The following is a 17944-nucleotide window of genomic DNA, read 5'->3' as shown; positions in this document are numbered from 1 at the left end:
CACTGGCGCATTGAGAATACGGACCGTCCGGGCAACGGGCACGGTTCACGCACGATGGGGCAGTTCCGATAGAAGCGGAATTATCAGGGGCTTTCCAGGTGTTTGTTTTAGCCGCATTTCCGGGCACGAGACCGCATCGCGCCTGCCGGGAATGCACTTGTAGGATGGGGTAAGATGTCGCTTAGTTCTGCTCTTCTGACGGCCAAAAGTTCGCTTGCGGCAACGTCCAAGCAGACCTCCGTTGTCTCCAGCAATATCGCCAGGGCCAACGATCCGGATTATTCCCGACGCACCGCTTCTCTCGTATCGGGGCCTTATGGCTCGCTTTACGTGGGGATCAGCCGGTCGGCGGATGAGGCCTTGTTCAACAGGTTCATCCAGTCGAACAGCACGGCCTCTTCCTCTTCCATTCTCGCAGGCGGGCTCGACCGCCTTTCGTCGCTTTATTCGGCGGATAATTATTCCGGCTCGCCTTCGGCCCTCATCGGCGATCTGCGCGATGCGCTCCAGACCTATGCCGCTTCGCCTTCCAACAGCGCGCTTGGCGACAGCGTGGTGTCGACGGCGCAGTCGCTCGCCAATGCGCTCAATGCCGGAACGAAGCAGATCCAGTCGCTGCGCAACGATGCGGACCGGGAAATCGCGGATTCCGTCGCCAATATCAATGATCTTCTGGCCAAGTTCGAGAAGGTCAATCAGGAGATCGTCGGCGGCACGCGCGCCAATCGCGATGTTTCCGACTATATGGACCAGCGCGATGCGATCCTGAAGCAGCTTTCCGGCGAGATCGGCATCACCACCATGATGCGCGGTGACAATGACATGGTGATCTTTGCCGAAAACGGCGTGACGCTTTTCGAGACGACGGCGCGCAAGGTTAGCTTCGAGCAGTCGACGGTGCTGGCGCCGGGCATTTCCGGCAAGGCGGTGCTGGTGGATGGGGTTCCGCTCAACCACGAGACATTCGACCAGCCTTATGGAACAGGCCGTCTCAGCGGCTTGCTGCAACTGCGCGACCAGATCGCCCCGCAATACCAGATGCAGCTTGACGAGATTGCGCGCAATCTGGTGACGATGTTTGCCGAAAGCGACCAGACCGGCGTCGGCGCCGACAAGACGGGTCTGTTCAGCTGGGCCGGATCGCCGGATGTTCCGGGCGCAGGTATGTCGGCGGGCATTGCAGGCAGCATCAAGGTGTCCTCGGCTTTCGTTGCCTCCGAGGGGGGCAGCGCGCTCTTGCTGCGTGACGGCGGGGCCAACGGGCCTGATTACAAATATAACATCGAAGGCGCAGCCGGGTTCAGCGAGCGCCTGCGGGCGCTCAACGAAGCCTTCTCGGAGCCGATGGCGTTCGATCCGGCAACAGGTCTTTCGGCCAGCTCCAGCCTGATCGACTACAGCGCGTCATCCATCAGCTGGCTTGAAGGCAAGCGCCAGAAGGCCAACAGCGAATTCTCCTATAATGCGACGGTTGCCACTCAGGCAGACGCCGCCCTCTCCAACGCCAACGGCGTCGACATGGACACCGAAATGGCGCTGCTTCTCGATCTTGAACATTCCTATCAGGCATCGAGCCGGGTGCTGACCACGATCAGCGCAATGCTCGACGATCTTCTCAACGCGGTGTGAGGCCAATGAAAGCGCAATCGATTTCCACCTATGGCGCAACGTCAGCCCTCAGGGCCATGGTCGCGAAGAACAAGGCCGAGATGCTGAAAGCCCAACAGGAAGCGACCACGGGAACCGTGTTCGATGTCGGGCTGTCGCTCGGCTCGAAATCCGGGCAGACCGTGTCCCTGCGCAAGGAATATGACCGGCTGAGCGTGCTGACGGACATGAACAAGCTGGTGCAGCAGCGCATGAATGCGACGCAGACCGCTGCCGGCACGATCATCGAAAACACGCAGAACTTTCTGGGCGACCTGACGGGCGCCAACAATACCGCTGAAAGTGCCGCCACGATTGCCAAGTCGGCAAAGTCTATTCTCAACTCCGTCACCGGCCTGCTCAACACCAGCTATAACGGCGAATATATCTTCGCCGGTGTGAACACCGATGTGAAGCCGGTTGCCGATTATACCGAGGGCAGCGCCGCGCAGACCGCCGTGCGCCAGGCCTTTCAGAACCATTTTGGCTTCGCCATCGACGATCCGCAGGTGGCCAACATCACCGGCGACGAGATGACGGCCTTTCTCGACGGCGATTTCGCCGAGGAGTTCAACGATGCCAACTGGGCCGCGAACTGGTCGGATGCATCGGACACGGTGATCAAGAGCCGCATCTCGCCCACCGAAACCGCCGATACGTCGATCTCGGCCAATGCCGACGGCTTCCGCAGGACGATCATGTCGGCGGTCATGGTCGCCGAATTCGCAACCATCGGCCTCAACAGCCAGGCTTTCGAAGCCCTGACTGGCAAAGCCATGCAGACTACGACGACGGCGATTACCGAAACGACGTCGGAACAGACGACGCTCGGTCTGGCGCAGTCGCGCACGCAGGCGGCGACGACGCGTATCGTGGCGCAGCAGAAGATACTGAACCAGTCGGTGCTCAATCTCGAGGAAGTCGACCCTTACGAGGCGGCGACCCGCGTCAACGCTTTGAAGACGCAGATCGAGACTTCCTATTCGCTGACGGTTCAGCTGCAGAATATGAGCCTGCTCAACTATCTCAGATAGTCGGGATGATCAGGACGGACGCAGCATGATGCGAGCCCGTCCGGACTGATAGACGGAGAAAACCATGTATCAGATGCGCTACGAAGATGTCATGACTGACGATATGGCGAGCGCCAGGGAACGGGAGCGGACGCTGTTCGACCGTTCCATCGCAATGCTCGAACTGGCGAAGGAAAACGGCAGTGGCTCGCGCGAGGGGATCGACGCGACCTATTTCACCACGAAGCTCTGGACCACGATCATCGACGATCTGGGGTCGGAGGAAAACGTGCTGCCGAAGGAACTGAAGGCGGCGATCATTTCCGTCGGCATTTTCGTGCTGAAGGAAATCGAGCGCATCCGCCAGGGCGAAAGCAACGATTACGCCACGCTGATCGAGATCACCCAGTCGATCCGGGACGGACTTTGAAATGGCTCCCAACGGAAAACCGGCCATTCGCCTTTCGCTGCGCGCGGGCGAACGTATCTTTATCAATGGTGCAGTGCTGAAGGCCGACCGCAAGGTCTCGCTCGAGCTTCTGAACGACGCCACCTTCCTTCTGGAAAACCACGTTCTCCAGCCCGAAGACACGACAACGCCGCTGCGCCAGCTTTATTTCGCCGCGCAGATGATGCTGATCGAACCGGCCATGCGCGAACAGGCCCACGCCACCTTCGCGCAGATGCTGAGGGGCATGTTCTCCACGTTCAAGGATGTGGAAATCCTGAATGCGCTGAAGCTGGTCGACGAGCTGGTTCATAACGGGCGCGTTTTTGAGGCGCTCAAGACCATTCGCGCGCAATATCCACGCGAGGCCGAACTGATGGGCCTTGAAGCCCCGGCTTCGCCCGTGGCTGCAATCCGGAAATCCGCAGAGGCAAACCGATGACCACGACACCGCCGGTCGGCACGAACACGACGAACAACAATACGCCGAACAACAGCAATTCGGCGGCCAACAAGGCAAGCGTCGACTACAATTCCTTCCTCAAGCTTCTGGTGACGCAGATGCAGAACCAGGACCCGACGCAGCCGATGGACGCGACGCAATATGTCTCGCAGCTTGCGACCTTCTCCAATGTGGAACAGGCCGTGCAGATGAACAGCAAGCTTGAAACGCTAATCGCCAATACGTCGCTGACGCAGGCCGAAGGCTGGATCGGCCGCACGCTGACCAATGCCGATGGCAGCATATCCGGCGTCGTGAAATCCGTTACCATCCAGTCCAACGGCATGCTGGCCGAACTGGAAGACGGCAAGACGCTGATGATCGGCGCAGGCGTCAAGATCAGCTAGGACATGATGCGGTGAACGAGGCCGACGCGCTCGATATCGTCAATTCCGCGATCTGGACCGTGCTTATGGCAAGCGGCCCGGCGGTGCTTGCCGCGATGCTGGCAGGCATCGGCATTGCGCTTTTCCAGGCGCTGACCCAGATTCAGGAAATGACACTGACCTTCGTGCCGAAGATCATCGTCATCTTCGTCGTGCTGGCCCTGACCGCGCCTTTCGTCGGCGCGCAGATCAACTCTTTCACGCTGCTCGCATATTCGCGCATCGAGAAGGGGTTCTAGCACGTAGCCTTCGCGCAAGCTTCGCAAGCTAAGTTCCCTCCGCAAACAGGAGACGGACGTGCAGCAGGCAGCGGCTAAACCCTTCATAAAAGGCGGATTTCTGACCGGCAGCGACATGGGTCTGGCGGTTGGCATCATCATCATCCTGACGGTGCTTTTCCTGCCTGTCCCGGCGGTGGTGCTGGATATCGGGCTGGCATTCTCGATTGCCTTTTCGGTCCTGATCCTGATGGTGGCGCTGTGGATCCAGCGCCCGCTCGACTTTTCCGCCTTTCCGACGGTGCTGCTGATCGCCACCATGATGCGATTGTCGCTGAACATCGCGACGACGCGCGTGATCCTGACCCATGGCAATGAAGGCTATCTCGCCGCCGGTCATGTGATCCACGGCTTCTCGCAATTCGTGATGGGCGGCGATTTCGTCATCGGTCTGGTGGTTTTCTGCATCCTGATCATCGTCAATTTCCTCGTCATCACCAAGGGCGCGACGCGTATCGCGGAAGTGGGCGCGCGCTTTACCCTCGACGCCATTCCCGGCAAGCAGATGGCCATCGATGCCGACCTTTCGTCCGGCCTGATCGATGAAAAGGAAGCGCAGCGCCGCCGCCGCGAGCTGGAAGAGGAAAGCTCCTTCTTCGGCTCCATGGACGGTGCCTCGAAATTCGTGCGCGGCGACGCGATTGCGGGCCTCATCATCACCGCCGTCAATATTTTCGGCGGCATCATCATCGGCGCCACGCGCCACGACATGGACATTGCGCACGCCGCCGACGTCTTCACCAAACTGTCGGTGGGCGATGGTCTGGTCACGCAGATTCCGGCCCTGATCGTCTCGCTCGCCGCCGGTCTTCTGGTGTCGAAGGGCGGCACGCGCGGTTCCGCCGACCAGGCGATCTTCGGCCAGCTCGGCGCCTATCCGAAGGCGCTTCTGGTCGCGGCGATGCTGCTTTTCGTCCTCGGCATCATGCCGGGCCTGCCAGCCTTCCCGTTCTTCATGCTGGGCGGCGCAATGGCCTTTGTCGGCATTGCCGTGCCGCGCCGCCAGGCGCGCCAGCGCGAGGCGGAAGCGAGCGAAGCCGACAAGAAGCAGCGCGAGGGGGAAGAGCAGGAGCGCAACTCGGTCAAGGCGTCGCTGGAAACCAACCAGATCGAGCTTTGCCTCGGCAAGCAGCTTTCCGCCCGGCTGATCGCCTCGCAGCAGGAACTGGCGCACCGCGTCAACAAGATGCGCCGCAAGTTCGCGCAGGAATACGGTTTCGTCATTCCCGAAATCAAGGTGACGGACGACATTGCCCTGCCGCCGAAAAGCTATCGCATCAAGATACACGGCACGGCTGTCGCCAGCCACGAATTGCGCGTCGGCGAAACGCTCGTCGTGCTGGGCGAGCGCCCGATCCCGTCCATCCCCGGTGAGGAAGTACGCGAGCCGGCCTTCGGCATGCGCGCCTATTCGGTGCCGGAAACCTTCGCGGCTGATCTGCGCCGCGATGGTTACATGACCGTGGACAATCTCTCCGTCCTGCTGACGCATCTGAGCGAAATCGTCCGCAACAATCTGGCCCAGCTTCTGTCCTACAAGGACATGCGCATCCTGCTGGATCGTCTGGGTTCTGAATATCGCAAGCTTCTGGAAGATATCTGCCCGACGCATATTTCCTATTCGGGCTTGCAGGCGGTGCTGAAACTGCTGCTCGCCGAGCGCATTTCCATCCGCAACCTGCATCTGATCCTCGAAGCCATCGCGGAAATCGCGCCGCTCGTCCGCCGCCCGGAAATGATCGTGGAGCATGTGCGCATGCGCATGGCGCAGCAGATTTGCGGCGATCTTTCCGACAATGGCGTTCTGAATGTTCTGCGTCTCGGCAATCGCTGGGATCTGGTTTTCCACCAGAGCCTCAAGCGTGACGCCAAGGGCGAGATCGTCGAATTCGACATCGATCCGCGCCTGCTGGAACAGTTCGGCACCGAGGCTTCCGCCGTCATCCGCAAGCATTTCGACAATGGCGAGCGCTTCGTGCTGGTGTCCTCGCCGGAAGCTCGGCCATATATCCGCATGATTATCGAGCGCCTGTTCGCCACCTTGCCGGTGCTCTCCCATGTCGAAATCGCCCGTGGCGTGGAGGTGAAGTCACTTGGCGCGATTTCGTAGTGATGACCGGTCGATCCTTCGGTCTTTTGATCCTTCGAGACGGTCCCCTTCGCTGCGCTCAGGGCACCTCCTCAGGATGAGGGGAGCGAGGGTTGGAGACGCCCTGCCCGCGCTCAGGGCACCTCCTGAGGATGAGGAAGAGTTCTAGCGCCCACACCCCTCATCCTGAGGAGCCATGCCGAGCTTGTCGAGGCGTGGCGTCTCGAAGGACGAGGGGAGTAATTATTGCAACATACGATGAAAGGGCCCTGAGTGCCTGTCGCGCAATTGCCGCTTAACGAGATCATTCTGGCCGCCGTTCTGGCGTTCTGCCGCATCGGCGCATGCCTGATGCTGATGCCGGGACTTTCGAGCGCGCGCATTCCCTTGCAGGTCAGGCTGTTCATCGCGCTCGCCTGTTCGTTCGCGGTTCTGCCGCTCGTGCTGCAACGCATCATCACCGTTGTCGATGCCGGGCAGCCCTTGACCCTGTTCCGCCTGATGGCGAGCGAAATATTCATCGGCGCGGTCATTGGCATTCTGGCGCATATCTATTTCTGGGCATTGCAATTCATGGCAAGCACGATGGCCGTTTCTATCGGCTATTCCGGCTCTCCCGCCGATGCCATCACGGAAAGCGAACCGCAGGCGACATTGGCGACGATCGTCACCTTCAGCGCGCTGTTCCTGTTCTTCATCACCGACATGCATCTGGAAATCTTCCGGGCGCTGCTCAATTCCTATGTGGCCATTCCGGTGGACGGGCAGTTTCGTCCCGATGCAGTGATGATCGACTTCACCGATGCGCTTTCGGGGGCTTTTCTGGCGACGCTGCGCATCGCCGCGCCCTTCATCGTCTTTGCGATCCTCGTCAATTTCGCCATCGGTCTGGTGAACAAGCTGACGCCGACCATACCGGTCTACTTCGTGTCGATGCCGTTTGTGCTGGGGGGAGGGCTGCTGGTGGTCTATTTCATCCTGCCGGAACTGCTGCGCTTCTTCACCAACGAGACCGCCACGCAGTTGCGTGAATTGTTCTGAGGGCCGCGATGACCAATCCGCGCAATCTGAAGAAGCTGATTGAACTGCAAAAGCTTGGCAGCGCCCGGGTGGAACAGGCGCTTGCCGCAGCCAATGCGCGCAAGGGCGCGCTGGATGAGGAGCGCGAGGCGCTGATCGCCATGCAGGATCGCCGCTATGATGGCGATGCGCTCAATATCGATCCCTCGCTGCTTATCAGACGCCTCGGCAGCAACGCAGCCGAATCGCAGCAGCTTGAGCAGCGTCTTCAGGCGCAGCGCAAGGCGCTGTTGCAGGAACAGCGGCGTGTCGAATTGCTGGAGGATCGCCTGACCGACACCAGAAACGAGCGCGAGCGGCGCGAACTTTCCAGCCTTATCGAGGAATTTATTAGCCGGAAAACGACAAACCGGTCGCAAGGCCCTGATTGAGCGCAAAAACGAGGCTGAACGCACGCACAAGTTTCAGTCAAGTTTGACCCGTTATGGTGCAATCAACAGAAGAGGGAGTGTATTGCATGGCGATCAACCCGCCGTCAGATCTGGTGATGGACGTGGCGCGCGCCGCCGATCCGCAAGCCTATCGCATGGCGGCGGAACGGTTGAAAGCGCCGTCGGCACCGGGAACCATGGTGGCCTCGGCTGCCGTTGGCCTGACGCGGGACAATTTCGCCAGCTTTTCCGACAGTCTTGCGGCGGGCGTCAGCGTGCGGCCGGATGCGCAGAATGCGGCCAGCCCGGCCTATCGCAAGTTCGAGGCCTTCATGCTGCAATCCTTCGTGCAGTCGATGTTTACCAGTGACACGACGGCGACCTTCGGGAAGGGGATCGCCGGTGAATACTGGAAGTCCATGATGGCGGAAGCCATGGCAAACAAGATGGCGGATGGCGGCGGTGTCGGCATTGCCAGGTTGCTTGAGGAACAGGCGGCGCGCAACGCGCGGCCAGAAGCACCGACAACGGTAGCGTTGGGAGACGTGATCAATAATCTGGGAGGCGATTTGAGCGAAAACGCCGTTTCGAAGGACATCGTGCATGGTTTCGAACGCAAGCTCATTCAAAAGCAGCTGGAGCATGTCTCCCGAAAAGGGGAACCGGTTTCGGGATGAAGACATGCGGGAAAATAGAGAGATAGAACCGTTCCGAGGACTGCGTTTCACCGGAACTGTTCCACACAAAGATAGCGACACGGACAGCGCGCGCGGCTGATTGGCCCGTAACGACAAGCGTCATAATTGAGGACCCCCGAAATGACCGAGACAAGCTCTGAAAACAGCCTGCCAGAGGATTCGCTGATCGTCGCCGTGACGAGCGAACCCGGTCAGGCGCTGGCAGAGGAACCGGCCGAGAACCCAGCATTGAAGCCGGTCGTGCGGGCGATCCAGCGTCTGGAAGACGTCATCGATACGGAGACGCGCCTTCTGCTGGAAGGCGGCAACCCCGATCTTGCGGAAATCAACGCACGCAAGAGCCGCGGGCTCTATGATTTCAACAAGGCGATCAAGAAGGCGGCCGGCGCTGCCGAGCCGGCGACGATGAAGCCGCTTCAGCCACTGCTCGACAGCCTGAAGCACAAGCTTGAGAAAAACTGCGAAGCGCTGCAACTGCATCTGCGGGCTGTCGGCGAACTGGCCGACCTCATTCGCGGTGCGCTGGAAACGCAGGAAGCCGACGGCACCTATTCCATGCAGAGCGCGAGGCTCGGTCACGCACGATGATCCGCATCATTGCCATCGGCCTGTGGATCTGCGCTGTCGCTTTCGGCTCGCTTTTCTTCGCGGTTCGCCAGAACGCCTCATCCCCGGATGGGGCGCAGGCCGCGGTCGGCGGGTTTGGAGGCGTGGACTACGTGAAGACGGATGTGATGAGCGTGCCGATCCTCTCGAACGGCGGCGTCGCCGGTTATGTGGTGACGCAGCTCGTCTATACGATCGATTCGAACGTTCGCAAGAAGCTCAGCGTGCCGCTCGAATTCTTCATCAGCGATGAAATCTTCCGCAAGTTCTATGGCAGCTATTCGGATACGAAAGAGGTTGAAAAGGTGAGCTTCGAGGATGTGCGCGCCTCGATCATCGCCGATCTCAATGCGCGGTTTCCAGAGCCGGTCATCAAGGACCTTCTGGTCGAGCAGTTCAACTATATTTCAGCCGAGGAAATCCGCGCCATGAACATGCGCGGCGCGCCGACGCCGACCGCGCCGGGGAAACAGGTTCCTGAAAAGCAGGCAGCCGCGCAGCCTGTCGGTCACAGCGAATAATATTTTCCTGAAAGCTGGGCGAGGCGTTCTTCGTCCAGCGGCGTGACTGCCGGGTCGGATACGAGTTCCACACCCATTTCACGGCCATTGCGCCAGGCGACGCGGGCCAGAAGCGCGCGACCGTAATAATCGTCGAACAGCCAGAAACGCTCGGGCAGAGTAGGGACCTCCACGGTTCTGAGCTTGGCGCCATGGGGCGCGATATCGCTGAACTGGCATTCGATGATAAACCGCCCGTCGAGGCCCACGATCTTGCCGGAGCGCAGCCTTGTGCGCTGCCTCTCTTCCCTGCGACGTTCATGGGATGGCTTAACCCGTGCCATATCGAAATCTTACCTGCTTTTCCCCTCCGGCATCGGCCTGAAAATCGCAAACGATTTTCAGAAAGCACGATGCGCAGTTTCAGGAGAGCAATCTAGCAGGTTTCGATTGCCGATGCGTTACTTTTTAAACCGGGAACCTTCGGACATGGTTACCTTGAACAGGTTCGTATCTGTTCAGTGATCCCCGCAGGCTTCGCAGAGGCCGCGCAGCTCCAGCGTCGTCTTGCGCGACTTGAAGCCGTTCTGCAGGCTCCATGCGCTGACGAGATTTTCGATTGCCGCGTCGGAAAACTCCGTCACCTGACCGCATTTCTCGCAAATGGCGAAAGCCACCAGACCCTGCTGGTGGCATTGCGGATGCGCGCAGGCAACGAAGGCGTTGAGGCTTTCGAGCCGATGGATCAGCCCGTAGTCGAGCAGCTTTTCCAGCGCGCGATAGACTTGCAGCGGCGCGCGGAAGCCGTCGTCGCGCAGCTGGTCGAGGATCGTATAGGCGCTGAGCGGGCCTTCCGCCTTGGACAGCACGTCGAAAACCAGTGTCTGATTGCGGGTCAGGTCCTGCGGGGCGTGATGATGGTGATGGGTGCTCATTGTCCAGCGATCCGTTTCGGTGATGCTTGTTCCCTCTTATGTAGGGGTAACAGGCTCAAAATGAAAATGGCAAGCGCCGCGACCACGATGGACGGGCCGGAGGGCGTGTCGAAATGAATGGAGCCATAAAGTCCGCCGATGACGCCTGCCGCGCCGATCAGCGAGGCGAGGATGGCCATCTGCTCGGGCGTGGAGGCAAAGCGGCGTGCGGTCGCTGCCGGTATGATCAGCAGCGAGGTTATCAATAGTATTCCGACGATCTTCATCGCAATGGCGATGACGATGGCCAGAAGCAGCATGAAAACGATACGCGACAGGGCGGGGTTCATGCCCTCGGCGCGGGCAATATCCTCGCTGACGGTGGCGGCGAGGAAGGGACGCCACAGCCAGGCCAGAACCGCCAGCACGAACACGCCGCCGCCATAGATGAAGGCGATATCCATGCGCGAGACGGCCAGAATGTCGCCGAACAGGAAGGACAGCAGGTCGACGCGCACCCATGTCATGAAGGCGACGAGGACGAGGCCAAGCGACAGGGTGGCATGGGACAGGATGCCGAGGAGCGAATCCGCCGACAATGTATGGCGGCGCTGCAAAAGCAGCAGAATGGCGGAAATCGCCACGGCGACGGCAAACACGCCGATCATCAGATTGATGTCGAAAACGAGCGCCAGCGCCACGCCGAGCAGGGCCGAATGCGCCATCGTATCCCCGAAATAGGCCATGCGCCGCCACACGATGAAGCAGCCGAGCGGCCCGGTGGTGAGCGCCAGTCCGACACCGGCGATGATGGCGCGGGTGAAGAAATCGTCAAGCACGGGGCGCGCTCCCTTCGTGATGATGGTGGTCATGTGCGTGGTCATGCTCGTGCTCATGATGATGGCCGTCATCGGCATGGCAGTGATCGGTCACGGAACCGTCGGCATGAAGCACGCGCCCGTCGGGCAGATGCGTGTGATCGTGGTGATGCTCATAAACCGCAAGCGGCCCGACGGCGCGGCTGCCGAACAGGCGCATATATTCAGGGCTCGCCGTCACGTCGCGCGGTGTCCCGCTGCAGCAAACATGGCCGTTGAGGCAGATGACGCGGTCGGTCGCCGCCATGACGAGATGCAGGTCGTGCGAAATCAAAAGCACGCCGCAGCCCGTATCGTCGCGCAGTTTCGCGATCAGCTCGTAAAGCGCAGCCTCGCCGGAAAAATCGACGCCCTGCACCGGCTCGTCCAGCACCATGAGGTCGGGCTTGCGGGCAAGTGCCCGCGCCATCAGCGCCCGCTGGAATTCGCCGCCCGACAGGTTGGCGATCTCGGCCTTTGCAAGATGCGGGATGCCGACCACTTCCAATGCCGTCTCAATATCCTTGCGTGAGAGAGGTCCTGTCAGCGTCATCAGGCGCTCGACGGAAAGCGGCAGCGTGCGGTCGATATTGATCTTCTGCGGCACATAGCCGATGCGCAGTCCAGGCATGTGGATCACGCTGCCTTCGTCGGGCTTCAGGATGCGCAGGGCCATCTTGGCGGCGGTGCTCTTGCCCGCGCCATTCGGCCCGATCAGGGTCACGATCTCCCCGCGCTCGACGCTCAGGCCGACATTGCGCACCAGCCAGCGCCCGTCGCGATAGACGCCAGCGTCCTTCATTTCGATCAAGGTTTCCCGCGCCTTTTGGACGGGGAGGGCGGTCTTCCTGCTCATCTGTTCCGGGCTTTTCTCAGTGTCTTTTCGTTGCGCCACCCCGGTTGCGATTTTTGCAAAAATGGGGGTTGCCTCACCTTATGACAGACGTTATAGCATAACGCAATAGACGTTATAAAATAACATATCACTTGAATATGATATCCGTTTCCAACCGCACAAGAGAGAGACCATGAAACACTTCCGCTCCCTTCTTCTCGCCTCGGCTTTCCTTACCGGCGCGACGAATATCTCGCTTGCCGCAGAGCGCGAAGGCGTTGTGGTATCAATCAAGCCGCTCCATTCCATCGTGTCGGCGGTCATGCAGGGCGTGGGCGAGCCGAAGCTGATCGTGCAGGGGGCGGGTTCGGAGCATGTCTACAGCCTCAAGCCTTCCGATGCCGAGGCAATCGAGCATGCCAAGGTGATCTTCTGGGCCGGGCCGTCGATGGAAACCTTCCTCGACAAGCCGATCGATACGCTGGGCGAGGGCGCGAAGGTCATCGCGCTTGGCGATGCGGAGGGCCTCACCCGGCTGAAGTTCCGTGAAGGCGGTCCGTTTGAAGCGCATGACCACGGGCATGAAGGTCATGACCATGGCCATGATGACAAGAAGCACGATCATGCCGCGGAAGCTTCCGAAGCCGGGCATGATCATGACCACGGCCATGGCGAATATGACCTGCATTTCTGGCTCGACCCGCAGAACGGAAAGGTCCTGGCAACGGATATTGCGAAGACGCTGGGCGCAAGCGACCCGGAACATGCCGCGCAGTATGAAAAGAACGCCAGGGACTATGGCGAGAAGATCGACGCGCTGACCAGGGAAATCGCGAGCGAACTGGAGCCGGTCAAAGACAAGCCCTTCATCGTCTTCCATGACGCCTACCAGTATTTCGAAAATCGCTTCGGTGTGAAGGCCGCCGGGTCGATCACGGTCAGCCCGGAAAAGGCGCCGGGCGCAGCGCGCATCAAGGAAATCCACGACAAGATCAAGTCGCTTGGCGCAACCTGCGTGTTCTCCGAACCGCAATTCGAGCCGAAGCTGGTAAAGACGGTTATCGACGGGACCGAGGCCAGAACCGGTATTCTCGATCCTCTGGGTGCGGAACTGAAGGACGGGCCGGATCTCTACCCGCAGCTCATCCGCAATCTGGCGGATTCACTTAAAACCTGCCTGTCGAAATAACAGCCGCAGCCGCTTCCCTTTGCTGGATGCACGCGCGTTCAGAACGCGGCTGCAAATGTGCCGGGCTGCAACTATCGACAGCCCGGCACTCACGAACCAAAAGCGGAAAGGCTTCGCCCCTTCGCCTGAGCGCTCGTCAGGCCCAGACGGTCTGGAGCATTTCCAAAAAGTGCGTAGCGGTTCCGCCATACCATATTGAACGGAACCGCTCTGGAGCATGATCCGAGAACGAGGGTCGACAAGATGTTGCTCCACGTAGAAGGGGCTGGAGCGTCGATCTGATTCCATCCGATCGAAACGCGCTCCGGGTTTTCCGGGACATTTCAGGGCGGCTTCCACCGCCCATTTTCACCACGAAAATTGTTACGATATAACATAAAGGAGAAATGAATGCGCAGCTTTTTGAGGACGCTTCACGCCGGTGCCGTTTTGGTTTTTCTCGCTCCTGCGTTTGCAGGTGCGCATGGCATCTGGATTGCCGAGCGTCATGGCACGCAGGCTGTCGTTTACGGTCACGGCGCGAGCGACGAGGCCTATGATCCGCAGAAGCTGAAGACGGTCACGGCCCGGGATGTGGACGGCAAGGAACTCGCCGTTGAGATCAGGCGGCAGGAAGATCATGCCCTGCTCGGCGTGCCCGGGGATGCGGTCGTGGTCAGCAGCGTCTTCGATAATGGCTTCTGGGCCGAGGGGCCGGACGGCAAGTGGGTCAACAAGCCGAAATCGGAAGTGCCGGGCGCAAAACAGTCCAGCCAGAGCCGGAAGTTCGCCGTCGCCATTCTCGACCATCTGCGCAAAAAGCCCGAGCCGCAGGGCCTGCCGTTTGAAATCGTGCCGCTGATGGACCCGACGATCTTGGAGGCGGGCAACGAACTGCCCGTGCAGGTTCTGGTTGACGGAAAGCCGGTCGAAGGCGTGGAAGTCGCGGCGGACTATGTCAATGACAGCCATGCGGCACCGGTGAAGACCGACGCGGAAGGCATTGCCAGGATCAGGATTCGCAATGCGGGTCTCAATGTCGTCGGGGCGGCCTATTCCAGCCCGCTTTCCGATTCAAAGGAAGCCGACAAGCTCAGCTATTTCACCACGCTGACCTTCAATCTCGATCACCATCACCACGATTGATCCCATCCCGTCATCAAGGAACGGAGTCATGCGAAAGAGACTGCCCGTTACGGTCCTGTCCGGCTTTCTTGGAGCCGGAAAGACGACATTGCTCAACCACGTGCTCAACAATCGCGAGAACCGCCGCGTTGCGGTGATCGTCAATGATATGAGCGAAGTGAACATCGATGCCGCCCTCGTTCGGGAGGGCGGCGCCAATCTGTCCCGCACGGATGAACAACTGGTCGAAATGACCAATGGCTGCATCTGCTGCACCTTGCGCGATGATCTCCTGAAGGAGGTTTCGCAACTGGCGGCACAGGGGCGCTTCGATTATCTGCTGATCGAATCGACCGGTATAGCCGAGCCCTTGCCGGTCGCCGCTACGTTCGAATTTCGCGACGAGAAGGGCAACAGCCTTTCCGATGTCGCCCGGCTCGATACGATGGTGACGGTTGTCGATGCCGCGAATCTGCTGAAGGATTATGCGTCGAGCGACTTTCTGCGCGATCGCGGCGAATCCCTCGGCGTGGAGGACGAGCGCACGCTTGTCGACCTCCTGGTCGAACAGATCGAGTTCGCCGACGTCGTCGTGCTGAACAAGATATCGACGGCTTCGCGAGAGGAGCGTGATCTCGCCCACAAGGTCATCCGTTCGCTCAATCCCGATGCCAGCATCGAGGAAGCTGATTTCGGCGAAGTGCCGCTCGACGCCATACTGGACACGAAGCTCTTCGACTTCAACAAGGCGCATGAGCATCCGCTCTGGTACAAGGAACTGCACGGCTTTGCCGCGCACACGCCCGAGACCGAGGAATATGGCGTCCGCTCCTTCGTCTATCGCGCGCGGCGCCCCTTCGATCCCGGACGGTTCCAGTCGTTCATCGACAAGGGCTGGCCGGGCGTCGTGCGGGCGAAGGGCTTCTTCTGGCTGGCGACAAGGCCGGATTTCGTTGGCGAAATCAGTCAGGCTGGCGCATTGGTGCGCACCGGCAAAAGGGGTCGCTGGTGGTCGTCCGTGCCAAAGCAATACTGGCCGGACGAACCCGAATGGCAGCGCGCCATGGAACCATATTTCCATAAGACATGGGGTGACCGGCGTCAGGAAATCGTGTTCATCGGCGTCGATCCGATGCAGGAAGACGCGCTCATCGATGAGCTGGACCAGTGTCTGCTTGAGGAAGAAGACTTCGTGCCGGAGCGCTGGTCCGGCCTGAACGATCCGTTCCCGAACTGGTCGCCCGCCTGAGCCTGTTTGGCCAGCGATTCCAGAGCGGTTCCCATTGAATCGGGGCGTCTGGAACCGCTCTGTCTTTTGTTTCTACGCATGCCTAATCCCAAAGCAGGTTCCCGCTTTTGGGGGCATGCTCGATATCCAGAGCCCTGCTGTCGGCCAGCGTTCGGTGATCCAGAACGCTGGCGATGGCTTCGCGCACATCCAGCATCATCTGGCGCACTTCACATTCGTCCTCATCGCAATCGTCGCAGGGGCGATAGTCGGTCTTGCTGGCGCAGGCGATAGGCGCAAGCGCGCCATCGAGCGCACGGATGATGTTGCCGATGGCGATCTCGTTGGCCGGGCGGGCGAGGCAGAAGCCGCCGCCCTTGCCTTTGCGGCTCAGAACGAAACCGGCATTGCGAAGCTCGGTGAAAATATTGTCGAGAAACTTGCGCGGTATATGGTGCTTTTCGGCGATCTCGCTGGCGGAAACCAGTTGTCCATCGGTAACGCCCGCCAGATGTACCATGGCTTTCAGGCCATATTTGCCCTTTTTGGTCAGCATGCCACCCCTGTGGGGCATTTCCTCGAAGTACCGAAATCGGCTTTGTCCGGAAATGCACGAAAAGAATACGCAACACACGCCGCCAGCCAAAACCGGCGCCGTTCGCAACATCAGGCCAAAGCCTGCTCCCTGGAAGTTAGGCGCTAAACCCGGCTGCGACAAGTCTTTTTGCGCCTGGCGGGGGTCTGATGCACGACCTGCCTGCATCCAGAGGCGACCGGATACACCCACCGCCTCCGCTATCATAACGCCATTCAGGTTTGTGTACGCCAGGGCAAGAAATCTGCTTGCTCGAGCACCCGGCTAAATAAGTTCCCTGCGCGATACATCTCCGGCTCGACGCTGAAGATGTTGTCAGTTTTTCGGGGTGGCAACAATTGCCGCCGTTATATTGAGAGGCCCATTTCCGTGGCCATCGCCCTCATAAGATCCTAAAAGATAAAGATCGCGACCCTGTGCGATAGCTGTAAGTGCAAATTCTATAACGGTTTTATCAAAGTCATTCATTTCTGAGACATCGTAATTGTTTCTAAATGAAAACCAAACATCATCTGTTGCTACTGATAGAGCAATGATATTTGGGTATGCGGTAACTTTAATATGCTTAAACTCTTTTGCAATATCTGGCATACTAATCTCCTTAATATATTGAGAATCAGCTAATTTACCGTCTTATATTGCCGGAAATGGGTGGGTTCGGACAACCTGTCAGCGTATTCAGCAAATCAATGTAATGTTAGCTTCGGGGGTGTCGATCAAAAATTTTCACGCTGCCGCCGAAAGATTGTAGTTTCGTCACGCCATCCTCGATTATTTTTTGTTTTAGTGCCTTTGTTGCTGAGGCGATATGGAGGGCGCCCTTCATATGCGTGGTGACATGTACCGCCGGTTAATTGTGCGTATTCTCCAGCAAAGCGAGCGATAATGCGCCTTGCAATGCGTCGCCAAGTGCAGGCCGATAGTGCCCCCGATACGGCAGGAAGGGCAGTGCTGCATAGGAAGAGGCAAGGCCTCCGGTCAGGCTGAACCGGCCAAGCGCTTCCGTGTCGAGCCGCTCCAGACCGCGTGCAATATAAGAGCAGGCGTGTTGCAGGATCGAATTGCCGAGCGGATCGCCCGCATGGGCGTGGTTGAAAACGAGGGGAGCGAAGGCGGCGTAGTCGGCGGCTGTTGCCTTGCGCGAGAAGGCGATGATCTGGCGAAGCTCGCCGTTGAACCGCGCCAGCACGGCGTCGACAAGTGCCGTACGCTCCGCCATTCCATCCAGTGCGAGCAGCGTTTCTTCGAGAAGTTCCCGCCCAAGCCGCGCGCCACCCGCGTGGTCGCTCAGCATGAAGCCGCGTCCGCCGACAATCTCGAAGGCGCCCCGTTCCCTTTTGACGAAGACCGAACCGGTGCCGAGAATGACGATAGCGCCATCGTCCTGCCCGAGCGCGCCTTGCAGGGCGCTGACCGCGTCGGAAACGATCTTCACATGGCCAAAGGGGAACTGGCGTTCCATGCTGTCCTTGTCGGCAAGCGAATTTGCGCCCGCGAGCCCGAGCACCGCGCAGGTCTCCCTCAGTATGGCGACATCGAGCCCCGCGTCCTGCACGGCCTGCTTCGCCGCGCGCATTATATTATCCAGCGCGGCGACCGGCTCC

22 protein-coding genes (1 of these 22 running past the window's edge) are annotated in these 17944 nt (G+C 59.5%); 15 read left to right on the top strand and 7 right to left on the bottom strand.

Annotation, left to right across the window (positions count from 1 at the left end; genetic code table 11):
* Window positions 1-174: 174 nt before the first annotated feature.
* From flgK to OINT_RS18290, 12 genes are all read left to right on the top strand, one after another.
* Window positions 175-1629 (top strand): flagellar hook-associated protein FlgK, encoded by a 1455-nt coding sequence (gene flgK, locus OINT_RS18345; RefSeq protein ID WP_006469398.1) that lies wholly within the window; start codon window positions 175-177, stop codon window positions 1627-1629.
* A gap of 5 nt (window positions 1630-1634) precedes the next feature.
* Window positions 1635-2681: a flagellar hook-associated family protein gene (locus OINT_RS18340; protein ID WP_006471445.1), complete on the top strand. Its 1047-nt coding sequence runs from the start codon at window positions 1635-1637 to the stop codon at window positions 2679-2681.
* A 64-nt stretch (window positions 2682-2745) separates the two neighbouring features.
* The gene (gene flaF / locus OINT_RS18335; protein WP_006469396.1) at window positions 2746-3090 is read left to right on the top strand and encodes a flagellar biosynthesis regulator FlaF; all 345 of its coding nucleotides are present in this window, start codon (window positions 2746-2748) and stop codon (window positions 3088-3090) included.
* A gap of 1 nt (window position 3091) precedes the next feature.
* The gene (gene flbT / locus OINT_RS18330; RefSeq protein ID WP_006469395.1) at window positions 3092-3550 is read left to right on the top strand and encodes a flagellar biosynthesis repressor FlbT; all 459 of its coding nucleotides are present in this window, start codon (window positions 3092-3094) and stop codon (window positions 3548-3550) included.
* Window positions 3547-3957 carry a flagellar hook assembly protein FlgD gene (gene flgD / locus OINT_RS18325; RefSeq protein ID WP_006469394.1) on the top strand — a complete coding sequence of 137 codons (411 nt, stop codon included), beginning with the start codon at window positions 3547-3549 and terminating at the stop codon, window positions 3955-3957. Before flbT ends, flgD begins: the two co-directional genes overlap by 4 nt.
* Before the next feature lie 11 nt (window positions 3958-3968).
* On the top strand, window positions 3969-4235 hold the full coding sequence (gene fliQ / locus OINT_RS18320) for a flagellar biosynthesis protein FliQ (protein ID WP_006469393.1): 267 nt from the start codon (window positions 3969-3971) through the stop codon (window positions 4233-4235).
* Between the two features lie 58 nt (window positions 4236-4293).
* Window positions 4294-6384, top strand: a complete 2091-nt coding sequence (gene flhA, locus OINT_RS18315) for a flagellar biosynthesis protein FlhA (protein WP_006469392.1) — start codon at window positions 4294-4296, stop codon at window positions 6382-6384.
* 252 nt (window positions 6385-6636) lie between these two features.
* Window positions 6637-7404, top strand: a complete 768-nt coding sequence (fliR, locus tag OINT_RS18310) for a flagellar biosynthetic protein FliR (RefSeq protein WP_006469391.1) — start codon at window positions 6637-6639, stop codon at window positions 7402-7404.
* An 8-nt stretch (window positions 7405-7412) separates the two neighbouring features.
* Window positions 7413-7814: a hypothetical protein gene (locus OINT_RS18305; protein ID WP_006469390.1), complete on the top strand. Its 402-nt coding sequence runs from the start codon at window positions 7413-7415 to the stop codon at window positions 7812-7814.
* An 86-nt stretch (window positions 7815-7900) separates the two neighbouring features.
* On the top strand, window positions 7901-8491 hold the full coding sequence (locus OINT_RS18300) for a rod-binding protein (RefSeq protein WP_006471446.1): 591 nt from the start codon (window positions 7901-7903) through the stop codon (window positions 8489-8491).
* A gap of 141 nt (window positions 8492-8632) precedes the next feature.
* Window positions 8633-9100, top strand: coding sequence for a hypothetical protein (locus OINT_RS18295; RefSeq protein ID WP_006471447.1), 468 nt, complete (start codon window positions 8633-8635; stop codon window positions 9098-9100).
* On the top strand, window positions 9097-9639 hold the full coding sequence (locus OINT_RS18290) for a hypothetical protein (protein ID WP_006469387.1): 543 nt from the start codon (window positions 9097-9099) through the stop codon (window positions 9637-9639). Before OINT_RS18295 ends, OINT_RS18290 begins: the two co-directional genes overlap by 4 nt.
* Here the strand turns inward: OINT_RS18290 and OINT_RS18285 are convergent.
* The 4 genes from OINT_RS18285 to OINT_RS18270 form a co-directional block, all read right to left on the bottom strand.
* Window positions 9627-9962 (bottom strand): PilZ domain-containing protein, encoded by a 336-nt coding sequence (locus OINT_RS18285; RefSeq protein ID WP_006469386.1) that lies wholly within the window; start codon window positions 9960-9962, stop codon window positions 9627-9629. The genes OINT_RS18290 and OINT_RS18285 overlap by 13 nt on opposite strands.
* 174 nt (window positions 9963-10136) lie before the next feature.
* Window positions 10137-10553, bottom strand: a complete 417-nt coding sequence (locus OINT_RS18280; RefSeq protein WP_006469385.1) for a Fur family transcriptional regulator — start codon at window positions 10551-10553, stop codon at window positions 10137-10139.
* On the bottom strand, window positions 10550-11404 hold the full coding sequence (gene znuB, locus OINT_RS18275; protein WP_230350287.1) for a zinc ABC transporter permease subunit ZnuB: 855 nt from the start codon (window positions 11402-11404) through the stop codon (window positions 10550-10552). The genes OINT_RS18280 and znuB overlap by 4 nt, the downstream gene beginning before the upstream one ends.
* Window positions 11364-12245, bottom strand: a complete 882-nt coding sequence (locus OINT_RS18270) for an ATP-binding cassette domain-containing protein (protein WP_006471449.1) — start codon at window positions 12243-12245, stop codon at window positions 11364-11366. Before OINT_RS18270 ends, znuB begins: the two co-directional genes overlap by 41 nt.
* A gap of 172 nt (window positions 12246-12417) precedes the next feature.
* Here OINT_RS18270 and znuA point away from each other — a divergent pair, with 172 nt between their 5' ends.
* The 3 genes from znuA to zigA all read left to right on the top strand — a co-directional run bounded on the left by znuA (window position 12418) and on the right by zigA (window position 15766).
* A complete protein-coding gene (gene znuA, locus OINT_RS18265; protein ID WP_006469382.1) occupies window positions 12418-13413 on the top strand; it encodes a zinc ABC transporter substrate-binding protein ZnuA in 996 nt (331 codons plus the stop codon).
* A gap of 390 nt (window positions 13414-13803) precedes the next feature.
* Entirely contained in the window at window positions 13804-14538 is a 735-nt protein-coding gene (locus tag OINT_RS18260; protein WP_006469380.1) for a DUF4198 domain-containing protein, read from the top strand.
* A gap of 28 nt (window positions 14539-14566) precedes the next feature.
* The gene (gene zigA, locus OINT_RS18255) at window positions 14567-15766 is read left to right on the top strand and encodes a zinc metallochaperone GTPase ZigA (protein ID WP_006469379.1); all 1200 of its coding nucleotides are present in this window, start codon (window positions 14567-14569) and stop codon (window positions 15764-15766) included.
* A gap of 82 nt (window positions 15767-15848) precedes the next feature.
* On the opposite strand, the gene OINT_RS18250 is transcribed toward zigA, so the two are convergent.
* The 3 genes from OINT_RS18250 to OINT_RS18240 form a co-directional block, all read right to left on the bottom strand.
* Window positions 15849-16301 (bottom strand): RrF2 family transcriptional regulator, encoded by a 453-nt coding sequence (locus OINT_RS18250; RefSeq protein ID WP_006471452.1) that lies wholly within the window; start codon window positions 16299-16301, stop codon window positions 15849-15851.
* A 354-nt stretch (window positions 16302-16655) separates the two neighbouring features.
* Complete coding sequence (locus tag OINT_RS18245) at window positions 16656-16931, bottom strand: hypothetical protein (RefSeq protein WP_006469377.1); 276 nt, start codon at window positions 16929-16931, stop codon at window positions 16656-16658.
* 259 nt (window positions 16932-17190) lie between these two features.
* On the bottom strand, window positions 17191-17944 hold the 3' portion of the coding sequence (locus tag OINT_RS18240) for a glucosamine kinase nucleotide-binding domain-containing protein (protein ID WP_006469375.1). Its footprint extends 128 nt past the window's final position; 754 of the gene's 882 nt are visible here — the last part of the coding sequence; the start codon falls outside the window, past its right edge; its stop codon occupies window positions 17191-17193.

The organism is Brucella intermedia LMG 3301 (assembly GCF_000182645.1).
GTDB classification, from domain to species: Bacteria; Pseudomonadota; Alphaproteobacteria; order Rhizobiales; family Rhizobiaceae; genus Brucella; species Brucella intermedia.
Note: the sequence above shows the minus strand (reverse complement) of the source record. Positions and strands in the feature narration are given on the sequence as shown.